The organism is Pseudomonas sp. B21-015 (assembly GCF_024749285.1).
Taxonomy (GTDB): Bacteria; Pseudomonadota; Gammaproteobacteria; order Pseudomonadales; family Pseudomonadaceae; genus Aquipseudomonas.
On sequence record NZ_CP087196.1, the window covers coordinates 2,865,215 to 2,883,546 of the forward strand.

At 58.2% G+C, this 18,332-nt stretch carries 12 protein-coding genes; 6 read left to right on the forward strand and 6 right to left on the reverse strand.

Features of this window, described 5'->3' with window-relative positions; all coding sequences use genetic code 11:
- Positions 1-33: 33 nt before the first annotated feature.
- Positions 34-900 (reverse strand): class I SAM-dependent methyltransferase, encoded by an 867-nt coding sequence (locus tag LOY38_RS12695; protein WP_258700305.1) that lies wholly within the window; start codon positions 898-900, stop codon positions 34-36.
- Positions 901-1,111: 211 nt separating this feature from the next.
- Between LOY38_RS12695 and fabD the strand changes: the two genes are divergently transcribed.
- Positions 1,112-3,109 (forward strand): ACP S-malonyltransferase, encoded by a 1,998-nt coding sequence (gene fabD, locus LOY38_RS12700; RefSeq protein WP_258700306.1) that lies wholly within the window; start codon positions 1,112-1,114, stop codon positions 3,107-3,109.
- Positions 3,110-3,135: 26 nt separating this feature from the next.
- Positions 3,136-10,098: a beta-ketoacyl synthase N-terminal-like domain-containing protein gene (locus LOY38_RS12705; protein WP_258700307.1), complete on the forward strand. Its 6,963-nt coding sequence runs from the start codon at positions 3,136-3,138 to the stop codon at positions 10,096-10,098.
- 215 nt (positions 10,099-10,313) lie between these two features.
- Here the strand turns inward: LOY38_RS12705 and LOY38_RS12710 are convergent, their stop codons facing one another.
- Together LOY38_RS12710 and LOY38_RS12715 are read right to left on the reverse strand one after the other, a co-directional pair.
- Positions 10,314-11,714, reverse strand: coding sequence for an MATE family efflux transporter (locus tag LOY38_RS12710; RefSeq protein ID WP_258700308.1), 1,401 nt, complete (start codon positions 11,712-11,714; stop codon positions 10,314-10,316).
- A 71-nt stretch (positions 11,715-11,785) separates the two neighbouring features.
- A complete protein-coding gene (locus tag LOY38_RS12715) occupies positions 11,786-12,166 on the reverse strand; it encodes a helix-turn-helix domain-containing protein (RefSeq protein ID WP_258700309.1) in 381 nt (126 codons plus the stop codon).
- Positions 12,167-12,261: 95 nt separating this feature from the next.
- On the opposite strand from LOY38_RS12715, the gene LOY38_RS12720 reads away from it, so the two are divergent.
- Positions 12,262-12,672 carry a DoxX family protein gene (locus tag LOY38_RS12720; RefSeq protein ID WP_258700310.1) on the forward strand — a complete coding sequence of 137 codons (411 nt, stop codon included), beginning with the start codon at positions 12,262-12,264 and terminating at the stop codon, positions 12,670-12,672.
- 95 nt (positions 12,673-12,767) lie between these two features.
- Positions 12,768-12,920 carry a short-chain dehydrogenase/reductase gene (locus LOY38_RS12725; protein ID WP_258700311.1) on the forward strand — a complete coding sequence of 51 codons (153 nt, stop codon included), beginning with the start codon at positions 12,768-12,770 and terminating at the stop codon, positions 12,918-12,920.
- Positions 12,921-12,992: 72 nt separating this feature from the next.
- On the opposite strand, the gene LOY38_RS12730 is transcribed toward LOY38_RS12725, so the two are convergent.
- From LOY38_RS12730 to LOY38_RS12740, 3 genes are all read right to left on the reverse strand, one after another.
- Positions 12,993-14,201, reverse strand: coding sequence for an MFS transporter (locus tag LOY38_RS12730; protein WP_258700312.1), 1,209 nt, complete (start codon positions 14,199-14,201; stop codon positions 12,993-12,995).
- 85 nt (positions 14,202-14,286) lie between these two features.
- Positions 14,287-15,309 carry an alpha/beta hydrolase gene (locus LOY38_RS12735; RefSeq protein ID WP_258700313.1) on the reverse strand — a complete coding sequence of 341 codons (1,023 nt, stop codon included), beginning with the start codon at positions 15,307-15,309 and terminating at the stop codon, positions 14,287-14,289.
- Positions 15,310-15,353: 44 nt separating this feature from the next.
- The gene (locus LOY38_RS12740; RefSeq protein ID WP_258700314.1) at positions 15,354-16,403 is read right to left on the reverse strand and encodes an NAD(P)-dependent alcohol dehydrogenase; all 1,050 of its coding nucleotides are present in this window, start codon (positions 16,401-16,403) and stop codon (positions 15,354-15,356) included.
- A 165-nt stretch (positions 16,404-16,568) separates the two neighbouring features.
- Between LOY38_RS12740 and LOY38_RS12745 the strand changes: the two genes are divergently transcribed.
- Together LOY38_RS12745 and LOY38_RS12750 are read left to right on the forward strand one after the other, a co-directional pair.
- Positions 16,569-17,495, forward strand: a complete 927-nt coding sequence (locus LOY38_RS12745; protein WP_258700315.1) for an AraC family transcriptional regulator — start codon at positions 16,569-16,571, stop codon at positions 17,493-17,495.
- Between the two features lie 524 nt (positions 17,496-18,019).
- Positions 18,020-18,169: a winged helix-turn-helix transcriptional regulator gene (locus LOY38_RS12750; RefSeq protein ID WP_408980626.1), complete on the forward strand. Its 150-nt coding sequence runs from the start codon at positions 18,020-18,022 to the stop codon at positions 18,167-18,169.
- The last annotated feature ends 163 nt before the right edge of the window (positions 18,170-18,332 follow it).

The window sequence follows — 18,332 nt, forward strand, 5'->3', positions numbered from 1 at the left end:
CGAAGCTGTCTCTCCACCCGCCGCCCGAACAGACTAGGCGGCCTGTTTCAAACGCCAGTACTTGTACACCAGATGGCCGTTTTTATAGGCCTTGACGCCGCTGTCGTTGAAGAAATGGAACATGGTGTCGAACGCGTGCCAGACCTCGGGCGGCAGCGAGTCACTGTGCTGTTTTTTCTCGTCCACCAGGCTTTTGAGCAGGTGCTTGAGGTGACCTTGCTCGCTTTCAAACGCCCTGATCACGCCTTCGGAAATGTCGGCATGCTCCTCAACCTTGAAGCCGGCGTGGCGAATCATTGCCTGGTGCTGCTCCAGCACGTTGGTGAAGAAGTCGACACCAATGCTGTCACGCTCGGACAGGGCACTGGTGTTGTCGCCTTTCATGGTGTCGGCATAAAAAAACAAGCCATCCTTTTTCAACACACGCTGCACCTCTTCACCAAACGTGTTGAGGTCAGGGTAGCAGTGGGACGACTCGATATTGATAACGACGTCGAATTCGTTATCGACAAACGGCAGTGCCATCGCGTCGCCGTCAACGAAGGTCAGCCCTTCAATAGGGTGCACCCGGTTGCACAACTCGACATGTGCCGGGCAAAAATCCAGCCCGGTCACGGACGCGGCGCCGGTATAGCGGGCGAGGTAGGAGCAATTACCGCCGCGTCCCGAGCCGATTTCGAGGACCTTCTTGCCGCGCAGATCGGTATCGCCCAGCAGGGTGCGAATCAGGTTTGCCGAGCATTTTTGCTCAAGATCTTCGTCGTTGATCCAGTCAAAGCTACTGTCTTTAGCCAGGTAGCCGTAGTTGAGGAAGGTCAGACGTTTGTCGGGGAACATCCGGGTCATCATGTCGTACCACTGACTGATTGGCGATACGGTTTCTTGTCCTTGCGTCGTCATGTCTACCTCCGTGTCGAAAAAACTGCAGAGTTTGCATTTCACTGTATTCGCGACAACAGCGCCGATTACAGGGCGCTGATGCGGCCGCCTGAGGAGCATAGCGGTCATGGGCCAAGGCCCCGAAGATTTTTTTGTCGATGTCGCAGGCCGTTCCAGATCGGCTCCTATACTGCGAGCCGTAACGTCAGCTATCCATTTCAGGACGAAATTTATGCCGTATCTTTTTCAGGGACAGACGTCTTGCGTGGTATTCATGTTTCCCGGCCAGGGCTGCCAGTTCTATCAGATGGGCCGCGAGCTCTATCAGAATAATTCGGTATTCCACCGCTGGATGAACGAACTTGACACACTGATTCACGCCGAACTGGGTCAGTCGGTAATCGCCGGGATCTATCACGACAACAATCCGCGCTCGAAGGCGTTCGATGATATTCGCCTGAGTCACCCGGCGATCTTCATGATCGAATACGCGCTGGGCAAGACGCTGATCGAGCACCGGATCACCCCTGATTATCTGCTGGGCACCAGCCTCGGCGAACTCGCCGCCGCTGCGTTGGCAGGCGTCATTTCGCTGCCTGACGCGATCCGCCTCGTGGTGCGTCAGGGGCAACTGTTCCACCAGAGTCAGTCACCGGCAGGCGACGGTGCAATGCTGGCGATCCTGGCCACGGAGTCGCTGTATCAGCAGACACCGGTGCTGCGCGAGCACTGCGATATCGCAGCCTACAATGCACCCTCGCTGATCGTCGTTGCCGGCCCGTCCGGCACGATTGCCGATGCCGAATTTCACCTCAGCGCTCGGGACATTGTGTTCCAGCGTTTGCCAGTCAATCAGGCCTTCCATTCGCGCCATATCGATTTTCTCAGGCTGCAAGTCGAGGCGCTGATAAGCCAGACCACCCTGCACAAGGCGCAGATCCCGGTGATCTCCTGCCATAACACCGAGACCTTGCAGCAACTCGACAGCGACCACTTCTGGCACACCATCCGCCAGCCGATCCGTTTTTCCCAGACACTGGCGCGGATCGAGCGTGAGGCCGCCGAGCGTGGCGAATCGATGATCTACCTTGACCTCGGCCCCAGCGGTACGCTGGCCAACCTCATCAAACAGAATATTCGTGACCGTGTCTTGCCGGCGATTTTCCCGGTGCTTAGCCCGTTTGGCCGCGACCTGGAAAAATTCGACGAGGTGCTGACCCTGGGCCGTGCCTTGCAGCCGTTGCTTGCCAACGCAGCCCCGGCAGCACCGACGGCGCCTGTGCCGGTACAGGCTGCTGTGCAACCTGCGGCACTTCAGGTCCAGCAGCCGACCCGCCTGGTACAGCGTCCATCGACGCCATTGCCGTCCGGGCCGAAACGCGTCTATGTGTTTCCGGGGCAGGGCTCGCAGCGGTTGGGCATGGGCGCGGCGTTGTTCGAGCAGTTTCCCGAGCATCTGGCGCAGGCGGACCAAATTCTTGGCTATTCGCTGAAAACACTGTGCCTGGAAGATCCCGATCAGCAGTTGTCCAACACCCGGTTTACCCAACCGGCGCTCTACACCGTCAGTGCCTTGGCGTTCCTCGCCAAACAGCAAGCGGACCCGCGTAAAGCCGATTTTCTGGCTGGTCACAGCCTGGGCGAGTACTGCGCGTTGTTTGCCGCTGGTGCATTCTCCTTCGAAACCGGATTGAAACTGGTGAAAAAACGCGGCGAGCTGATGGGCCTTGCCACCGGCGGCAGCATGGCGGCCGTCATTGGTCGCAGCCCTGACGAAGTCAATACGCTGCTGTCGCGCCACGGCCTCGGCGCGCTGGACATCGCCAACTACAACTCACCGTCCCAGGTGGTGCTCGCCGGTCCTGTCGAGGCACTCAGCGAGGCGAAGGAAATTTTCCAGGCGATGGACATTACCTTTGTTGCGCTGCCGGTCAGCGCTCCTTTCCATTCGCGCTACATGCACAGCGCGATGGGGGCATTTGGCGAGTACCTCGCAACGTTCGACTATTCGCCGCTGCACACCCCGGTGATCGCCAACATCCATGCTGCGCCTTATCGCGATAATGAACTGGTCGACAACCTGACCCGGCAAATCTGCGGTTCGGTGCGCTGGCTCGATACCGTGCAGTACCTGATGCGCCAAGGGGAATTCGAATTCGAGGAACTCGGGCCGGGCGAGGTGCTGACCAAACTCGTCAAGACCGTGCGAAACGCCGCCGCCTTTTCGTGACTGCACAATCGAATGGATGCCTTGTCATGGAAAAGACGATGAACGCCACGTTTACCGATCAGTTGTTTTTCATCGCCAGTGTGCTGAGTCTGGAAAGTCGTCAACTGATCTCTCGTAGTGGAATCAACCAGCCGTTCGGGTTTGCGCCTTTTGTTGCGGCTGCTTCGATCAATGCCGGTCCGTTACGGGTGGCCTTTGACGGGCTGAAGGCGTTTGGCTGGTTGAGCCAGTCGAGTGGCGACGAGTATTTCTTCAATGGCCGGGCATCGGCAATCGGTACGCTGCCCACAGAAGTGGCCGAACTGTTTTCGTTGTTGGCGCCGCGGCGAATGCCGTGCGCGGAGGACATACCGCACCTGTGGCGCTGGCTGGAGCTGTCGGCGCTGGACTGGAATCTGCTCTGTCCTGCTTTTATTCGTGGTCTGAACGAGTTGCTATCGCTGGTGCTGTTGCGCCGGTTGCAACTGAACGGGGCGATTGATATCGACACTGGGCGGGTTGATCCACGGCGCATCGACAACGGCCAGACCGGCCCGGAACGCATCCAGCTATTGAGCGATTTTCTCCGGACCCAGCAATGGATTCGCTGCGAAGAACGACAACTGGTGCTTCATCCCGAGCGGCGAACGCTGATAAACGAACGGCTGAGCGAGCCTTTTCTGGCGTACTACGCCAGTTTGCCCGCGACCCTTGATGACTTGCTGTTCGGCAAGGGTGAGCGGTGGGCAGGCGTGTTGCAATGGTTGAAGGGCGCTGCTGAGCAGCAAGTCTGGCCGGGTGATCGGCCCGCCCTCGAACAGTTACTGGGCAAGGTCTTCGATGCGCAGCCGTTGTCCGCGCAGCCGGACTGGATCGTCGAGTTGGGCGGCCATCCCGGCGTTGCGTTGAGTGAACTGGGGCAATGGGTGCGGCACCATACGGCCCGAGGCCAGGCGCTGGACAGCAACCCCCTGCAATTGCTGATGCTTGATGATGCGGTAGTGAGCGATCCGGCGGCGCTGCGTCAGCGGCTTCGGAACGCGGGTGTCGGTGCCAGTGCGCGAGTGTTGTGGCTGGGTATCGGTCAGCAAAACCTGCAACAGCCGGGGACGGCGCCGCAGCAACCCGCCTTACAGGTGCCACAGCGTTATTACCTGCGTTGTGATGGCCAGGCGGCGGAGGGCGCCAGCGTGCTTGGCAGTCTGCAGACCTCGGCAAAAGCGCTGGCGGCGCTGATTGGTGAGCAATCGATAGTACTCAGCGAAAGCCACTGGCGCCCCGACGGTCCGCAGGCTGATCACTTTGCCTGTCATTACCCGGTTGAAGCAGCGCACTACCTGATGGCGCTGGCCGGTGCCGGGCTGTTTGCCGATCCAGGGATGCTGCACAGGCTGCCGCTAGACGGCATCGACTGCGCGGCCACCAGTGGTTGTTACCGGGCGCGGGAATACCGTGTTCGGCATGTGACGCTGGCAGACATGCCCGCGCTGCTGACGCTGGAACAGGCTTGCTGGCCCGAAGGCGGCCGGGTAGATGAACACATTCTGCGGCGCCGCTTGAACCAGGACCCTGCCGGTCAACTGGCGCTGGAGCTCAAGGGCGAAGTGGTCGGTGTCATCTATTCCCAGCGGATCACCCGGATCGAAGGGCTGTTCGCGGTCAATTTCGCCACGGTCGATCAGCTGTTCCATGGCAACGGCAGCACCTTACAAATCCAGAGCCTGAACATCCTGCCGACGCATCAGTACAGCGGTTACGGCGATCAGTTGCTGGAGTTTATGCTGCAATATTGCACGCTGCTCAATGGCGTCGACACTGTGGTCGGCGTGACCCGCTGCAAGGACTATCCCAAGTACCGAGACATTGCCCAGGCGGACTACATTCATAGCCGTGACGAGCGGGGCGTGCTGCTGGACCCGGTGTTGCGTTTCCACGAATTGCACGGCGCACAAATCGAGCGGCTGGTGCCCGGTTATCGTCCCGCCGATGCCGACAATGCGGGGCACGGCGTTCTGGTGCGTTATGACCTGGCCTGCCGCCAGCGCCAGGAAATTCAGCTGGCCACGGTAATGGTTGACCAACCCGCGATCTCTATCGACGACGCGGTGCGTCAGGGCGTCAATCGCTGCCTGGGACAAGCGCAAGGCAGCCGAGTGTCACCACGCCACAGCCTGATGGAGCTGGGACTGGACTCGGCTGACTTGCTCGCGCTCAGTGAACAACTGGGTATGACGTTCGGTCTGTCGCTGGAACCGAGCTTTTTCTTTCGCTACAACAGCGTCGAGAAAATCGTCGCTGCGCTGCAAGAACGCCTCGGAACGCAGGTGCCGCCGTCAAAAGAGACTCAGGCAGCCTTAGCGCAAAAACCGCCATCGACGCTTGCTGTAGCAGACGATGATTTTGCCGTCATCGGCATCAGCGGCTGTTTCCCCGGTGGGGAGCTGGAGGGGTTTTGGGCAGCTGTTCGCAGTGGCGTCAGTCAGATACGCGACGTGCCACCCGAACGCGCAACGGCTGGGCCTGCGGGTGGCTACATCGATGGGATCGAGTGTTTCGATCATTGGTTTTTTGGTGTTTCGGCGGCGGAAGCGGCGCTGATGGACCCTCAGCAACGGCTGCTGTTGCAGCATGCCTGGTGGGCGCTCGATGATGCTGCGATCGCTGCCGCAGCGTTTGCCCGGCGTGAAACCGGCGTGTTTGTCGCCGCCGCGCCCAGTGAGTACCGCGAAGTCGTCGAGGTTCCCCGCGACAGCCCGTATCTGCTGACGTCTTCTTCTCCGTGTATGTACGCCAACCGGATTTCCTGGTTCCTCGATCTGCGGGGGCCGAGCGAATACTGCAACACCGCCTGCTCATCGGTGCTGGTCGCGTTGCATCGGGCCATGCAGTCGATCCGGGCCGGCGAGTGTCGCCAGGCGTTGGTCGGCGCGGTTAACCTGTTGCTGTCGCCTGATGAAACGGCCGGTTACCGGCAGATGGGGTTTCTCAGCGAGCAGCCGCACACCCGTTCATTCCAGGCCGAGGCTGATGGCTATGTGCGTGCCGAAGGGGTGGGTGTGCTGTTGCTCAAACCATTGGCCGACGCGCTACGGGACGGAGACCGGATCCATCTAAAAATCAAGGGCAGCGGCGTGGGTCATGGCGGGCGAGGGATTTCGCTGACTGCCCCCGATCACGCCAGCATGCAAGCGGCGATGGTTGCCGCCTACCGCAGCGCCGGGGTTGCGCCGCACACTGTCAGCTACGTGGAAGCCCACGGCACCGGTTCGGCGATGGGCGATGCCATCGAAATTGACGCGATCCAGGCGGCGCGTGTGCAGTTGAGCGGTGGTGACCAACTCGGCGCGGCCTGGAACATCAGCACCTTGAAACCGCTGATCGGGCATTGTGAGTTGGCGTCCGGCATGGCGGCGTTGTTCAAGGTGATAGACGCAGTGAAACAGCGCCAGTTGCCGGGCATTGCGGGGTATCAACAACTCAATCCCGCGATCACACTCGATCCGCAGCAACTGTCGCTCTCGTCCGGGAACCGGCCATGGCCGGCGTTGAAGGACATCGACGGTCACGAGATGCCACGTCGGGCGAGCATCAACAGTTATGGTTTTGGCGGTGTCAATGCCCATCTGGTCGTGGAGGAACACAACGCCCGCCATCGTGTGGCAGCGGGCGACAGTGAGCCTCAATTGATCCTGTTGTCGGCGCGAGATGTCGACCGACTGAAGGAGCAGGCGGCACGGTTGAACCGCGCCATTAGCCAACGCAGCGATCTGTGTCTGGCTGACATTGCTTGCACGCTGCAAGTGGGGCGAACGGCGATGGCTTGCCGCTGGGCTTGCGTGGTGGATAGCATCAAGTCTCTGCAACAGCAGCTGGACGCACTCGCTCGGGGCTTGTCGGACAATGTCTCGCTGGTTGATGAACAGGCGACTGCCATTGGCGAGACGGTCACCCAGGCACTGCTGGAGCGCGACTTGCTCGCGCTGGCCGATTATTGGCGGCAGGGCATCGAACCGGACTGGCGAAAACTACCGCATCTGGGTGAACCACAGCGAATTGGCTTACCGGGTTATGCCTTTGCGCGGGAGCGTCACTGGCTGGCGCCGCGACGGGTTGAAACTACAACTCAGGCAAGCGAATGCGAGACACCGTCACAAAAAAGCGTGCGCCAGATGCTAGCTGAGTTGCTGGGATGTGACCCGCAAACACTCGCGGGTTGCGAATCGCGGAGCCTGGCCAGCCTCGGCCTCAGCTCTCTAGGCGCGGTGGCCCTCAAGGCCAGGCTGGAGCAGCATCTGCAATTGTCGGTATCGTTGGCACAACTGAGCCCGTACCTGAGCCTTGGCTCAGTGGAAACTTGTCTGGCAGCTCTGAAGCGACAAGGCGACGATCAGCTTGTGCCTGTGTTGCAGGTCGCTCCCGACGCCCGGCATCAGCCTTTTGCGCTCAATGATATCCAGCAATCTTTTTTGTCGGGCCGCAGGCTGCTGGCCGAGTCTGAGCGGGTCGGTTGCCATATCTATCTGGAATTCGACTGGCCGGAGCTGGACGTCTACAGGCTAAATCAGGCGTGGAATCGATTGATGTTTCGCCACGACGCGTTACGGCTCAGGTTGCTGAATGACGGCCGCCAACAGGTCGGCGAACTGCCGCCTTATCGCTTCAAAACCCACGACTTTCGCCGTAGCGAACCAACTGACCGCGAGCAGTCGCTGGCAGCCCTTCGCACGTCGATGTCGCACAAGGTTTATCTGAGCGGCCAGGAAACGCTGTTTGAAATAGTCGTTTCGCTGCTGGATCACCAAGTCAGCCGGGTTCATCTGAGCATCGACGAGTTGATTGTCGATGCCACTTCTTTGGAGGTGCTGTTGCAGCAATGGCTGATGATTTATCAGGAATCTGCCACCGAGTTGCCGGCTCAGGGCGTGTCGTTGCGTGATTATCAGCTGTCGCTGGAGGCTTTCAAACAGTCGCCACGCTACCAGCGTGATTTGCAGTACTGGGTCGACAAGCTGGCGCAGGCACCGACTGGCTTGTCCTTGCCCAAGGCATCGCGACCTGCTGGCCGCGAGCGTCGTCGATTGACTTCAACCCTTGAGCAGAGCTGCTGGCAGCGATTGAAAGCGCGGGGCGATGCTTTGCAGGTTTCAGGCACTGCACTGCTGTTGAGTCTGTTCGGGTTGATCCTGCAACAGGCCAATGCCGGCAAGGCCTTTTCGTTGATATCGACCAGTTATGGCCGACTCCCGGTGCACCCAGACATTGATCGGCTGGTCGGGCCGCTGATCTCCACGCAGTTCTTTGTCTTTGCCGGCGCGGCGGAACAAACCCTGGCCGAACTGGCGCAACAGGTGCAGCGCCAGTTGCTGGCGGACCTTGATCACGCCAGCGTCAGTGGCATCTCTGCACTTCGCGAAGTCCGTCAGCGTGGCGACAAATCGAAGCTGTTCAACGGTGGCGAGGTGGTCTTCACCTCGATGCTCAACAACCCGGTAATCGACGGCGCGCCGAGCTTTGGCGACGCCCAACACTACTGCGTCACCCAGACGCCACAGATCAACCTCGATCACCAATTGCGCGAGCGTGGCGGGGCGTTGAGTTTCAGCTGGGACGTCGCCATCGACTGCTATCCCGTCGGCATGATCGATCAGCTGTTTGGCAACTATTGCCAGTTGCTGGTCACGTTGGCGAATGGTGATAACGACTGGTGGGCGCTCAAAACATCAACGCTGGTTCATGTGGCTCCTTTTGAGCTGGCGCCCGGTGCGCCGCCAAAGATACCTTTTGCATTGACTGATCAGCAGCAGGCCTACGCTTTCAACCGTTCTTTGCACCGGGGGCAGGGCAGTTCACATCTCTATATGGCCGTTGCTATCGAAGCGCTGGATATTGCTCGACTGGAAAAGGCCTGGCAGCAGTTGGTGGCGCACCATCCGATGCTGCGGACCCGGATTCTGCCCAATGGCACCCAGCAGATCTTGGAAGCACCGCTATTGATGAAACTCGAAACGGTCGAGAAGAATATCAGTGGATCGCGGATCGTCGAAGAGATGCTTGGCCGGGTGACGGCGCTGGGAGAGTGGCCTTATGCTGAACTGCGGGTCAGTACGCTGGATGAACAACGCAGCCTGGTGCATCTGGCGGTGGACCTGCTGCTCGTCGACCTCCCCAGTCGAGATCTGTTGATCCATCAACTACTGAATCTCTACCACGGTCTACCGCAGACGCCGTTGGTCATCAATTTTGGTAGTTATATGGAGGCTCTCGGACAGTACAACCGCACACCAGCGGCGCAAAACGCAGCTCTTTACTGGCAGGAAAAATTCCGACTGCTACCCCAAGGGCCGCAGGTGAATGACGAAAGGGATATCAATGGCCTGTACCTGGAATATGAGCACTACCTTGATTGTTGGCCAGCGCTGCGTGATCGTATCGCACGAACAGGAATCTCGGCCGACGCGGTACTGATTTCTGCCTATGCCTGGAGCATTGCGAAACACTGCGCCCAGCCGGCCTTTACTCTGGTGGCCCCTGGTTGGAAGAGGCCTGCAGTGCACCCGCAGATCGACGCGCTGGTCGGCGACTTCACTACGTTGAGCTGGATCGATTTCAACAATGAACCTATGACTTTTATAGAGCAGGCCCGGCGTTGCGAACGGATCTTCACCGAGGATCAACAGCACAGCATGACCAATGGCCTGCAAGCACTTCGTAAGGTGGCGACGGACAAACAACGACCACGCAAACTTGATTTCCCTGTGGTTTTTACCCGACTCAACCCACAAGGGCCACTGGACCTGCCCGAGGGAGTAACACTCGTTAAAAGTACGAGTCGCACTCACGGTGTGGCGCTGGACAATCTGAGTATCGAGCAGGCAGAAGGTTTGTTGATCCACTGGGATCTCGCGGCTAACCGCCTGACTCCGACACTGGTTGACGCAATGTTTGCCGATTACTGTCGCTTACTAGAGGGTTTGGCTGCCGACGAAGGAGCATGGGGATTGGGAGAATAAAGCACACTAAGTGCTTGTACGGATCTTTCTTATAGAGGCATTTCTGGAAGGGGGTAGCCCGCTGTGGAGCCACACGGCCACCCCGAAACCGTTAGTGAGCAGATCAGTAGCGTCTTGAGTTGCGTGACCCAATCCGCCTCGTCTGGACAGCTGTGCCAGACTTTCTGTAAAGCAGCTGATCGCTAAAGATGCGAAACGAATGACTTCATTCAGGTTCATAGGGCGCTCTCGCTGGCCGGATGAGGATCGACGTGAAGACGGTTTTCGGCCCCTCGAATGGCTTTGGCGATTCGCCAGAAATAAATGGCGCCAATCAAAAATTCGAACACCGAACCGATGACCCAGCATGTGATCAGCGACGACGGGACATCGCGATTGCTCATCGCGACGTAATAGATCAACGGAATGCTTATAAACCACATCAGAACCAGGCGCACGACCAGCGAAAATCTGGCCATGCCAATACTCTCCAAGACGGCTGCACCCGTCATAGAGAAGACAAAGGCGGCGGAGAATGTCCACAGTACGCGTTGTGTATCGATGGCCAGGGCGACGGTCTCCGGGTTGTGCCCCAGGTCGCCGAAAGCCTTGAGCAAGACCTGTGGCAAAGTGATTTGAACGGTGGAAACCAGCAGCACGTAGAGCAGCTCGATGGTCACGGTCACCCGTAGGATCGTTGCCAACTCAGTGTATTGCTCCTTGCCCACTGCAGTGGCGCACAGAATGCTGCAACCAATACCCAAACCGATGATCGGGATGATGCCCAGGTAATTGATCGTCAGATTGACGTTGTTTGCCGCTAGCGCACTAGAGCCCAGTACCGCGACTATCCAGATGAATGCAGTGTTGCCGAGCTGATCCACCCCGGCGGATAAGCCACTGGGAACACCTCTACGCAGCCGGAAGAACAGCCGGGGCAGTAGGCGCTCGCTACGGGCAATGAAGATGTTCATCAACTCAAGCCAGATTTCTCGAGGCAGCATTACTGCGTAGCACGTCAGCATGGACAGAGTGCCGATCAACGTACCGATAGCGGCTCCGGCCATTCCCATTTCGGGCAGCCCGAACTTTCCGAAGACCAGGCCGACGGTGAAGATTGAGTCGACTACTTGACCAACGATGCCGACCATGAGCGTTTCGCGGGTTCGACCCACACCGTTGAAGAACGAGGACAGCGCTGTGTCGATCGTCATTACGCCACCGAAAATCGCCGCCCAGAGCATGTACTGCGATTCGAGGCTGACAATCTGCGGTGGGCGGGAGCTGAGCTGTGGGATCATCGCGATCAGCGGGGCGGCGACAAACAGCAGGGCACCGCAGGCAATACCAAGGAGCAGCCCCAGCGCGGCTTCATTCCAAGCCTCGCTGAGCCCCGATCGACCATTCGCCTGTGCAATAAAGGAACGTGACACGCCCACGGTGCTACAGAAGAAAGCGATGATCGCCATGCTCGTGAATACTGCTGGACCGGAGGCGGCCAGCGTATCTTGTGAGTAGTGTGCCAGGCATAGCCTGTCGACAAGCATCATCAATAAATTGCCGACCATCGTCCCCATCAACGGAAACGAGACGATGGCGATTCTTTTCGCCACCCCTGCGTCAAACCAGTGCCGCATATTCACATTCCTTTGTCTCGCGGCTGCCGCGATGGTCGCTGCCGTTTCCAGGTGGCACCATCGCCCGATGCTTAAGTGCTTTCAGGTTTGCGACCGCGCGAGTTTGGCTTCACCGGCACGCTTTTCCCATACTCGCTCCACCATAACGCGAGTGCCTCCATCGTCGGCCCGAGCGCACGGGCCTTTGCCGTCATTTCATATTCGACGCGAGGGGGCACTTCTGCGAAGACTGTTCGCGACACCAGCCCATCGTTTTCGAGCTCACGAAGTTGTGCCGTCAGCATGTGCTGGGTGATGCCGCTAATCGCCTTGCGCAGTTCTCCGAAACGATAGATCCGCTGGTTCAACAACCACATGATTTCCAGCTTCCACTTGCCTGAAAGCAGCGCAAATGCACGGCGCATTTCCTCGTGCATGTTGATCTGATCATCACCATTGGTCTGGTTTTCCATACTAAGCACCACTTTTTCATCCTACTTGTAGCTTTTCATATTAGGCGACATCTTTGGCCTGAGTCGACGTATTAACACTTGCTCAGGAAAACCTCATGATCGAAAACTATGTTTATTGGATCAGCACGGCACTGCTGTCGCTGCTCTATTTCGCTTCCGCCTCCATGTACATCGCCAAGGGCGACTATGTTCGAAATGCACAAGCGGAGTTGGGCTATTCAGCCTCCTACCTGGTGCCTTTCATGATCGTGGTCAAGGTACTTGGGCCTGCCGCGATTCTGTGGCGCTTTAACGTGGCGCTCAGTGATCTTGCCTATGTCGGCATGTTTTATCACCTGCTGCTTTCCGCTTTAGCACACCTGGGTGTTCGCAAGCCCAAAGGCTCTATCCCGGCAGTTGTAGGACTCATCCTCTTGGTTGCCTCCTTCATGACACAAAACGCTGTTCGCGATCTTCCGTCGCCTTACCCACCGCTGACGGCGGTCATCCAGACGCCTCTTAAATAAAAGGAGACTTATATGACTCGACTCAATGGGAAAGTAGCCATCGTCACTGGAGCCGGTCGCGGCATCGGCCGCGCCACAGCGAAGTTGCGGCGGATGTGCCTGCTCCGACTAACGTACTTGGCCGTTATGGATCGCCCGAAGAGGACATTGCGCCGGTGGTGCTGTTTCTCGCCAGTAAAGATGGGCAATTTTTGACGGGGTATAGCCTGACGCCGGACGGTGGTCAGATCATCGATAGTGCGCGCTGATTTTACCGTCTAGTCAGCAACCGATTGCTCCACTGGGACCACAAGACTCGCCTTGGCGCATCTTGTGTTTTTTCAAGCGATGCTCTCCGATGCAACAGGCTCCCGCGAGGTTGCGCGTGCAGCCAGGAAGGCAAGAACAGCCGCCACGCCCAGCAACGCGGCGCTCAGCTCGAAGGTCGTTCGATAACCGCTTGAGTCAAAGACCAGCCCGCCCACGGTTGCTCCCGATGCAATGGCCAGTTGAATGATCGCCACCATTAAGCCGCCTCCCGCTTCAGCAGCCTCTGGCAATGTTCTGGCCAGCCATGTCCACCATCCCACCGGTGCAGCAGTCGCAACCAATCCCCAGAGGCCCAGCAAGACAGTCGTGGTTGCGGCCGAACTGCCGAACGAAACCAGCGCCAGTGCAATCACCGCCATCAAGATCGGGATGACGATGAGGGTGCGATGCAGGCCATTTTTCAAGAATGGTTCAATCAGGAAGGTTCCCGCGAGGCCCGCCAGACCCAGGACGAGCAACATCAGCGACAGCATGGAAACACTGACGTGCGTGACCGTTTCAAGGAAGGGGCGCAAATAGGTAAACAGCATGAACTGACCCATGAAAAAGACGCTGACCGCCACCATGCCTAACGCGACCGGTAGGCTTTGCATCAACCTGAAGACATTTCCAGTGCCTGAACCGCACTGCGACTTCATCGCTGGAAGGCTGAACAGAAGCCAGGCAGAGGCGACTATCGCGACCGGAATGACGCACAAGAATGCGCCGCGCCAGCCGATCAAGGCGCCGAGAAAACTGCCCAAAGGTGCTGCAATCACTGTCGCCAGAGCGTTGCCGCCGTTGACGATTGCCATTGCGCGAGTGATCTGGTCATCAGGCACCAGGCGCATGGCGGTTGCCGCCGACAGCGACCAGAAGCCGCCTATCGCCACACCGATCAACGCGCGGCCGATCATGAACATCCAGTAGTTCGGCGCGAACGCAACCACTGTTCCGGAAAGGATCATCAACAGTGTCAGGGAAAGGAGCAGCGGTTTGCGGTCGACCCGCGCAGCCACTGAAGCAATCAGGAGGCTGGCAAACAGCGCAAACAACCCAGAGACGGAAAGGCCCTGGCCCGCTTGCCCCTCGGTGATATGCAAATCGGCGGCAATCGGCGTCAGCAGGCTGACCGGCATGAATTCCGATGCCACCAGGACGAAGGCAGCGAGCGACATGGCGAATACGGCGCCCCACGATTGTTCAGTGCTCCGGTGGGCTGGGAGGGAGTGACGGGTCATTGATTGAATCCTGTAATGCGCGAAGCGTCGCGACCCCGGGAACGAGGCCGCGAGATAACCGGTGCCCGGCCGGGGCACCGGCAAGCTACTTCAGGTTGCTTTTGAAGAACGTGGTCAACTTGGCGAATGGAATGAGGTCGACCCGGTCGTAAAGATCCACATGCCCGGCATCTGGAATGATGAGCAGTTCTTTGGGTTCGGCAGCCCGTTTGTAGGCATCCTCACTGAACTCGCGTGAGTGTGCTTGGGCGCCAGCAATGAGCAGCAGCGGGCGAGGGGAGATAGTCTCGATGTCGTTGAACGGATAGAAGTTCATGAACTTCACGTTGCTGGTCTGCATCGGCATGGTGGTTGTCTGCGCCGATGCGCCAGCCGGAGTGACTTCGCCTCGCGGGGTGCGATAAAAGTTGTAGAACTCGTCGCCTACGGCGTTGCCGGTCAGTTTGAGCGGCGTGCCGCCGGTGTAGCGGATTTCACCGCCCTGGAATTCGGCATAGCGCTGCTCGCTCGCTTCGCGAATGATCTGCTGGCGTTGTTCTACCGTTACACCGTGCTTGAGGCCGTTACGATTGGCCGCGCCCATGTCGTACATGCTGACGGTGGCGATGGCCTTCAGACGCGGATCGATCTTGGCCGCGCTGATGGCGAAGCTGCCACTGCCACAGATGCCGAGGACGCCGATTCGTTCACGATTGACGATCGGGTGAGTGCCGAGAAAGTCCACAGCGGCACTGAAGTCTTCCGCGTAGATATCTGGCGAAACAGCTTGGCGAGGCGTGCCCTCGCTCTCGCCCCAGAAGGACAAGTCCAGCGACAGCGTGACAAACCCCTGCTCGGCCATTTTGCTGGCGTACAGGTTCGCACTCTGTTCCTTTACCGCACCCATGGGATGGCCCACGATGATGGCTGCATTTTTCGTTTTCGGGTCGAGGCCTTTCAGGGTGAACAGGTTGCCCACCACCTTCATGCCGTATTGATTCTTGAAGGTGACCTTTTCTACCGTCACTTTTTCGCTTTTGTAGAAGTTGTCCGCGCCGTTCGACAGATCGGCTCCCGTTGAAGAAAAAGAGGTAACAAGCAGCCCTAGGGCAAGCAAAATGCCTTTCACTGGATAGTCCTTTCGATTGGGTGGTTATTCGCTGGCGCCTTCGCTTAGCCAGCCAATGTGGCGTTGTCGATCACGAAGCGATACTTGACGTCGCCCTTGAGCATCCGCTCATAGGATTCATTGATCTGATCGACCCGAACCAACTCGATGTCGGCGACGATGTCGTGCTCGGCGCAGAAATCCAGCATCTCCTGCGTCTCGGGGATACCGCCGATCATCGAGCCGGCAATCGTTCGTCGTTTCATGATCAGGTTGAACACATTGGGCGATGGATGCGGCGAGGCGGGCGCACCGACCAGGGTCAGCGCGCCATCGCGCTTGAGCAGAACAAGGAAGGCATCGAGATCGTGGGGGGCTGCGACGGTGTTCAGAATGAAGTCAAAGCTCCGGGCATGCGCGGCCATCTCTTCAACGTTGCGCGACACGACAACCTCGTCGGCGCCCAGTTGCTTCGCCGCTTCGCGCTTGGATTCAGAAGTGGTGAACGCCACGACGTGGGCGCCCATCGCGTGGGCCAGCTTGATGCCCATGTGGCCCAGGCCACCGATGCCGACCACGCCGATTTTCTTGCCCGGCCCGGCGTTCCAGCGACGTAATGGGGAATAGGTGGTGATGCCCGCACACAGCAGGGGTGCGACGGCGGCCAGTTGTTCTTCGGGATGGCGGATACGCAGAACATAACGTTCATGCACCACGATGTTTTGCGAGTAGCCGCCGAGCGTCCAGCCGGGCTCGTCCGGGGTCGGGAAGTTGTAGGTGCCGACCATGCCGTCGCAATAGTTTTCCAGACCCGTGGCACAGTCTTCACAGTGTTTGCAGCTGTCGACGATGCAACCGACGCCGACCAGATCGCCGACTTTGAAATCCGAAACATGCGCGCCTACCGCCGATACACGACCCACAATTTCGTGCCCCGGTACGCAAGGAAATTGCGTGCCGGCCCACTCGGCTCGTACCTGATGCAAGTCCGAATGGCAGATGCCGCAAAATGCGATATCGATCTGAACGTCATGGGCGGCGGGTGTACGGCGAATGATTTGCAACGGCTCAAGGGGCTTGTCGCCCGCATGAGCACCATAGGCTTGTACAAGCATGGGAGAGTCCTCGATGGCTTTGTCGGATGAACATTCTCCGGCCCTGCCCAGACTCCCTGTAGTGCATTGCGCTGGATTACTTGCCTGATTCTATGAGTCTCTGTTTTTTTGCAGGACGGTCGCGAGCGGGCGAGTTAGAGTTCAGCGAAGAGGTACAAGACGAACATGACGATCAAACACGACACCGCTGCTCAATACCTATCGCCACAAGAAACGCTTGCGCAGATCATTGGCGCGCAGATCCCGGAACCAGGTGACTACGGAACGCCCATTACGGGCCTCGGCTTTTTCAGGCGCGAACATCCATCGCCGCCCGTCGTCTGCATGGTCGAGCCAAGCATCATCCTCGTCGCCCAAGGTGAGAAACAGTTGTGGGTAGGTGGCGAGAGCTACCCTTATGACACGTCGCGATTTCTGATCACCTCATTGGACTTGCCTGCCAATTCAGAGGTGCTGGCGGCAAGCCCGGAGCAGCCATGTCTGGGGCTGACTTTGAAGCTGGATCTGCGCATGCTGGCTGAGCTGATAGTGCAGGGTGACTTGCCGCCAACCCGTGAACGATCAGTGGTGAAAGGTGTAGGGATTGGTTCAGTAACGCCTGCCATGTTGGCGTCGTTCGAGCGCTTGCTGGCGCTACTCGATGAACCTGAAGCCATCCCTGTGCTTGCGCCCCTGATTCAGCGCGAAATTCACTATCGTCTCTTGAAGAGTGATCAGGCTGCCAGGTTGCGGCAGATTACCTCGGTCGATGGCCAGGGTTATCGCATCGCAAAAGCCATCGACTGGCTGAAGTTGAATTACGCCTCGGCGCTTCGCGTCGAAGAACTTGCGGCGCGAGTGCAGATGAGCACACCCACCTTTCATCACCACTTCCGCCAGCTCACCTCGATGAGCCCGTTGCAGTACCAGAAGTGGTTGCGATTGAACGAGGCGAGGCGATTGATGCTCAACGAGCATCAGGAAGTATCAAGCGCAGCGTACAAGGTCGGCTATGAAAGCCCGTCGCAGTTCAGCCGAGAATACAGCCGTCTGTTTGGCGTACCCCCCAAGCGGGATATTGCGATGTTGCGAGGGCAGGGGGTAGCAACATAAATACGCCATGTCAGACAGCATTCATCTAAACGGTCGCGAAATTACCGGTCATCTGGACTGCCGTTGTTCCACCAGGCAGGCCCTCGTTCTTCAAGTTCTACCTTGGCTGAGTGGACGTGCGATCTCGCCGCGACCGGCGTCATCAGGACGGTTCTCAGCTGGCAGCGCTTGGGGTGTCTCATAGAGGTATCTTCAGTAACTCACCCCGACACCTTCAAAAAGTCGTTAGCACAAACTGATGAGTCAATGAACGTGCTCAGCAGCTAAGGCTATACAAGACCGACAAACGACAGAATAACCAGGACAATCACAACAGCCCCGACGATGTAGATAATATTGTTCATGAAAACCACCTTTCTATTCCAACAGGATTGCGACACCACGGTGCCTAATACAGATGACACCTTCGTTCGCGGTTCCGTTCCCCGAACCCGTCTTGGAGACGGCACCTCGCAGCAACCTCGGCTAATTTTCGCTCCCTTGACTGCGGCATTCAGCGCCGGCCGCATCTCATCAGCGGTGTAATCGCTGTGGAAGACATCTTTCAAGTACCGCCGCGAGTGGAGTACGCGCTGACAGCGCTTGGTCATGCACTCGGCCCGGCTATGACAGCCCTTATAGTCTGGGCTGAGCTTCGTCACCTGCACGACGCCAAGTGCATGGAAACTACTTAGCGACGATGAGCTTGCGGAACGTTAATCCGTCATGTTCGATCACTCAAGCGTCAGCCCGGTTCGCGCCTGATCGACTGAAGTTTGTGATTGCTCGGAAAAGTCGCTCAAAACGGTCGATTTGTGACTATATGTCTTATCGGTCACAAGTTGTCAGTCCTCGATA

Excerpts from the sequence above, each read along its gene's own strand:
- LOY38_RS12745 (WP_258700315.1), top strand. The coding sequence starts at position 16,569 with ATGACGATCAAACACGACACCGCTGCTCAATACCTATCGCCACAAGAA.
- LOY38_RS12705 (WP_258700307.1), top strand. The coding sequence starts at position 3,136 with ATGGAAAAGACGATGAACGCCACGTTTACCGATCAGTTGTTTTTCATC.
- LOY38_RS12730 (WP_258700312.1), bottom strand. The coding sequence starts at position 14,201 with ATGACCCGTCACTCCCTCCCAGCCCACCGGAGCACTGAACAATCGTGG.
- LOY38_RS12720 (WP_258700310.1), top strand. The coding sequence starts at position 12,262 with ATGATCGAAAACTATGTTTATTGGATCAGCACGGCACTGCTGTCGCTG.
- LOY38_RS12715 (WP_258700309.1), bottom strand. The coding sequence starts at position 12,166 with ATGGAAAACCAGACCAATGGTGATGATCAGATCAACATGCACGAGGAA.
- fabD (WP_258700306.1), top strand. The coding sequence starts at position 1,112 with ATGCCGTATCTTTTTCAGGGACAGACGTCTTGCGTGGTATTCATGTTT.
- LOY38_RS12710 (WP_258700308.1), bottom strand. The coding sequence starts at position 11,714 with ATGCGGCACTGGTTTGACGCAGGGGTGGCGAAAAGAATCGCCATCGTC.
- LOY38_RS12695 (WP_258700305.1), bottom strand. The coding sequence starts at position 900 with ATGACGACGCAAGGACAAGAAACCGTATCGCCAATCAGTCAGTGGTAC.
- LOY38_RS12740 (WP_258700314.1), bottom strand. The coding sequence starts at position 16,403 with ATGCTTGTACAAGCCTATGGTGCTCATGCGGGCGACAAGCCCCTTGAG.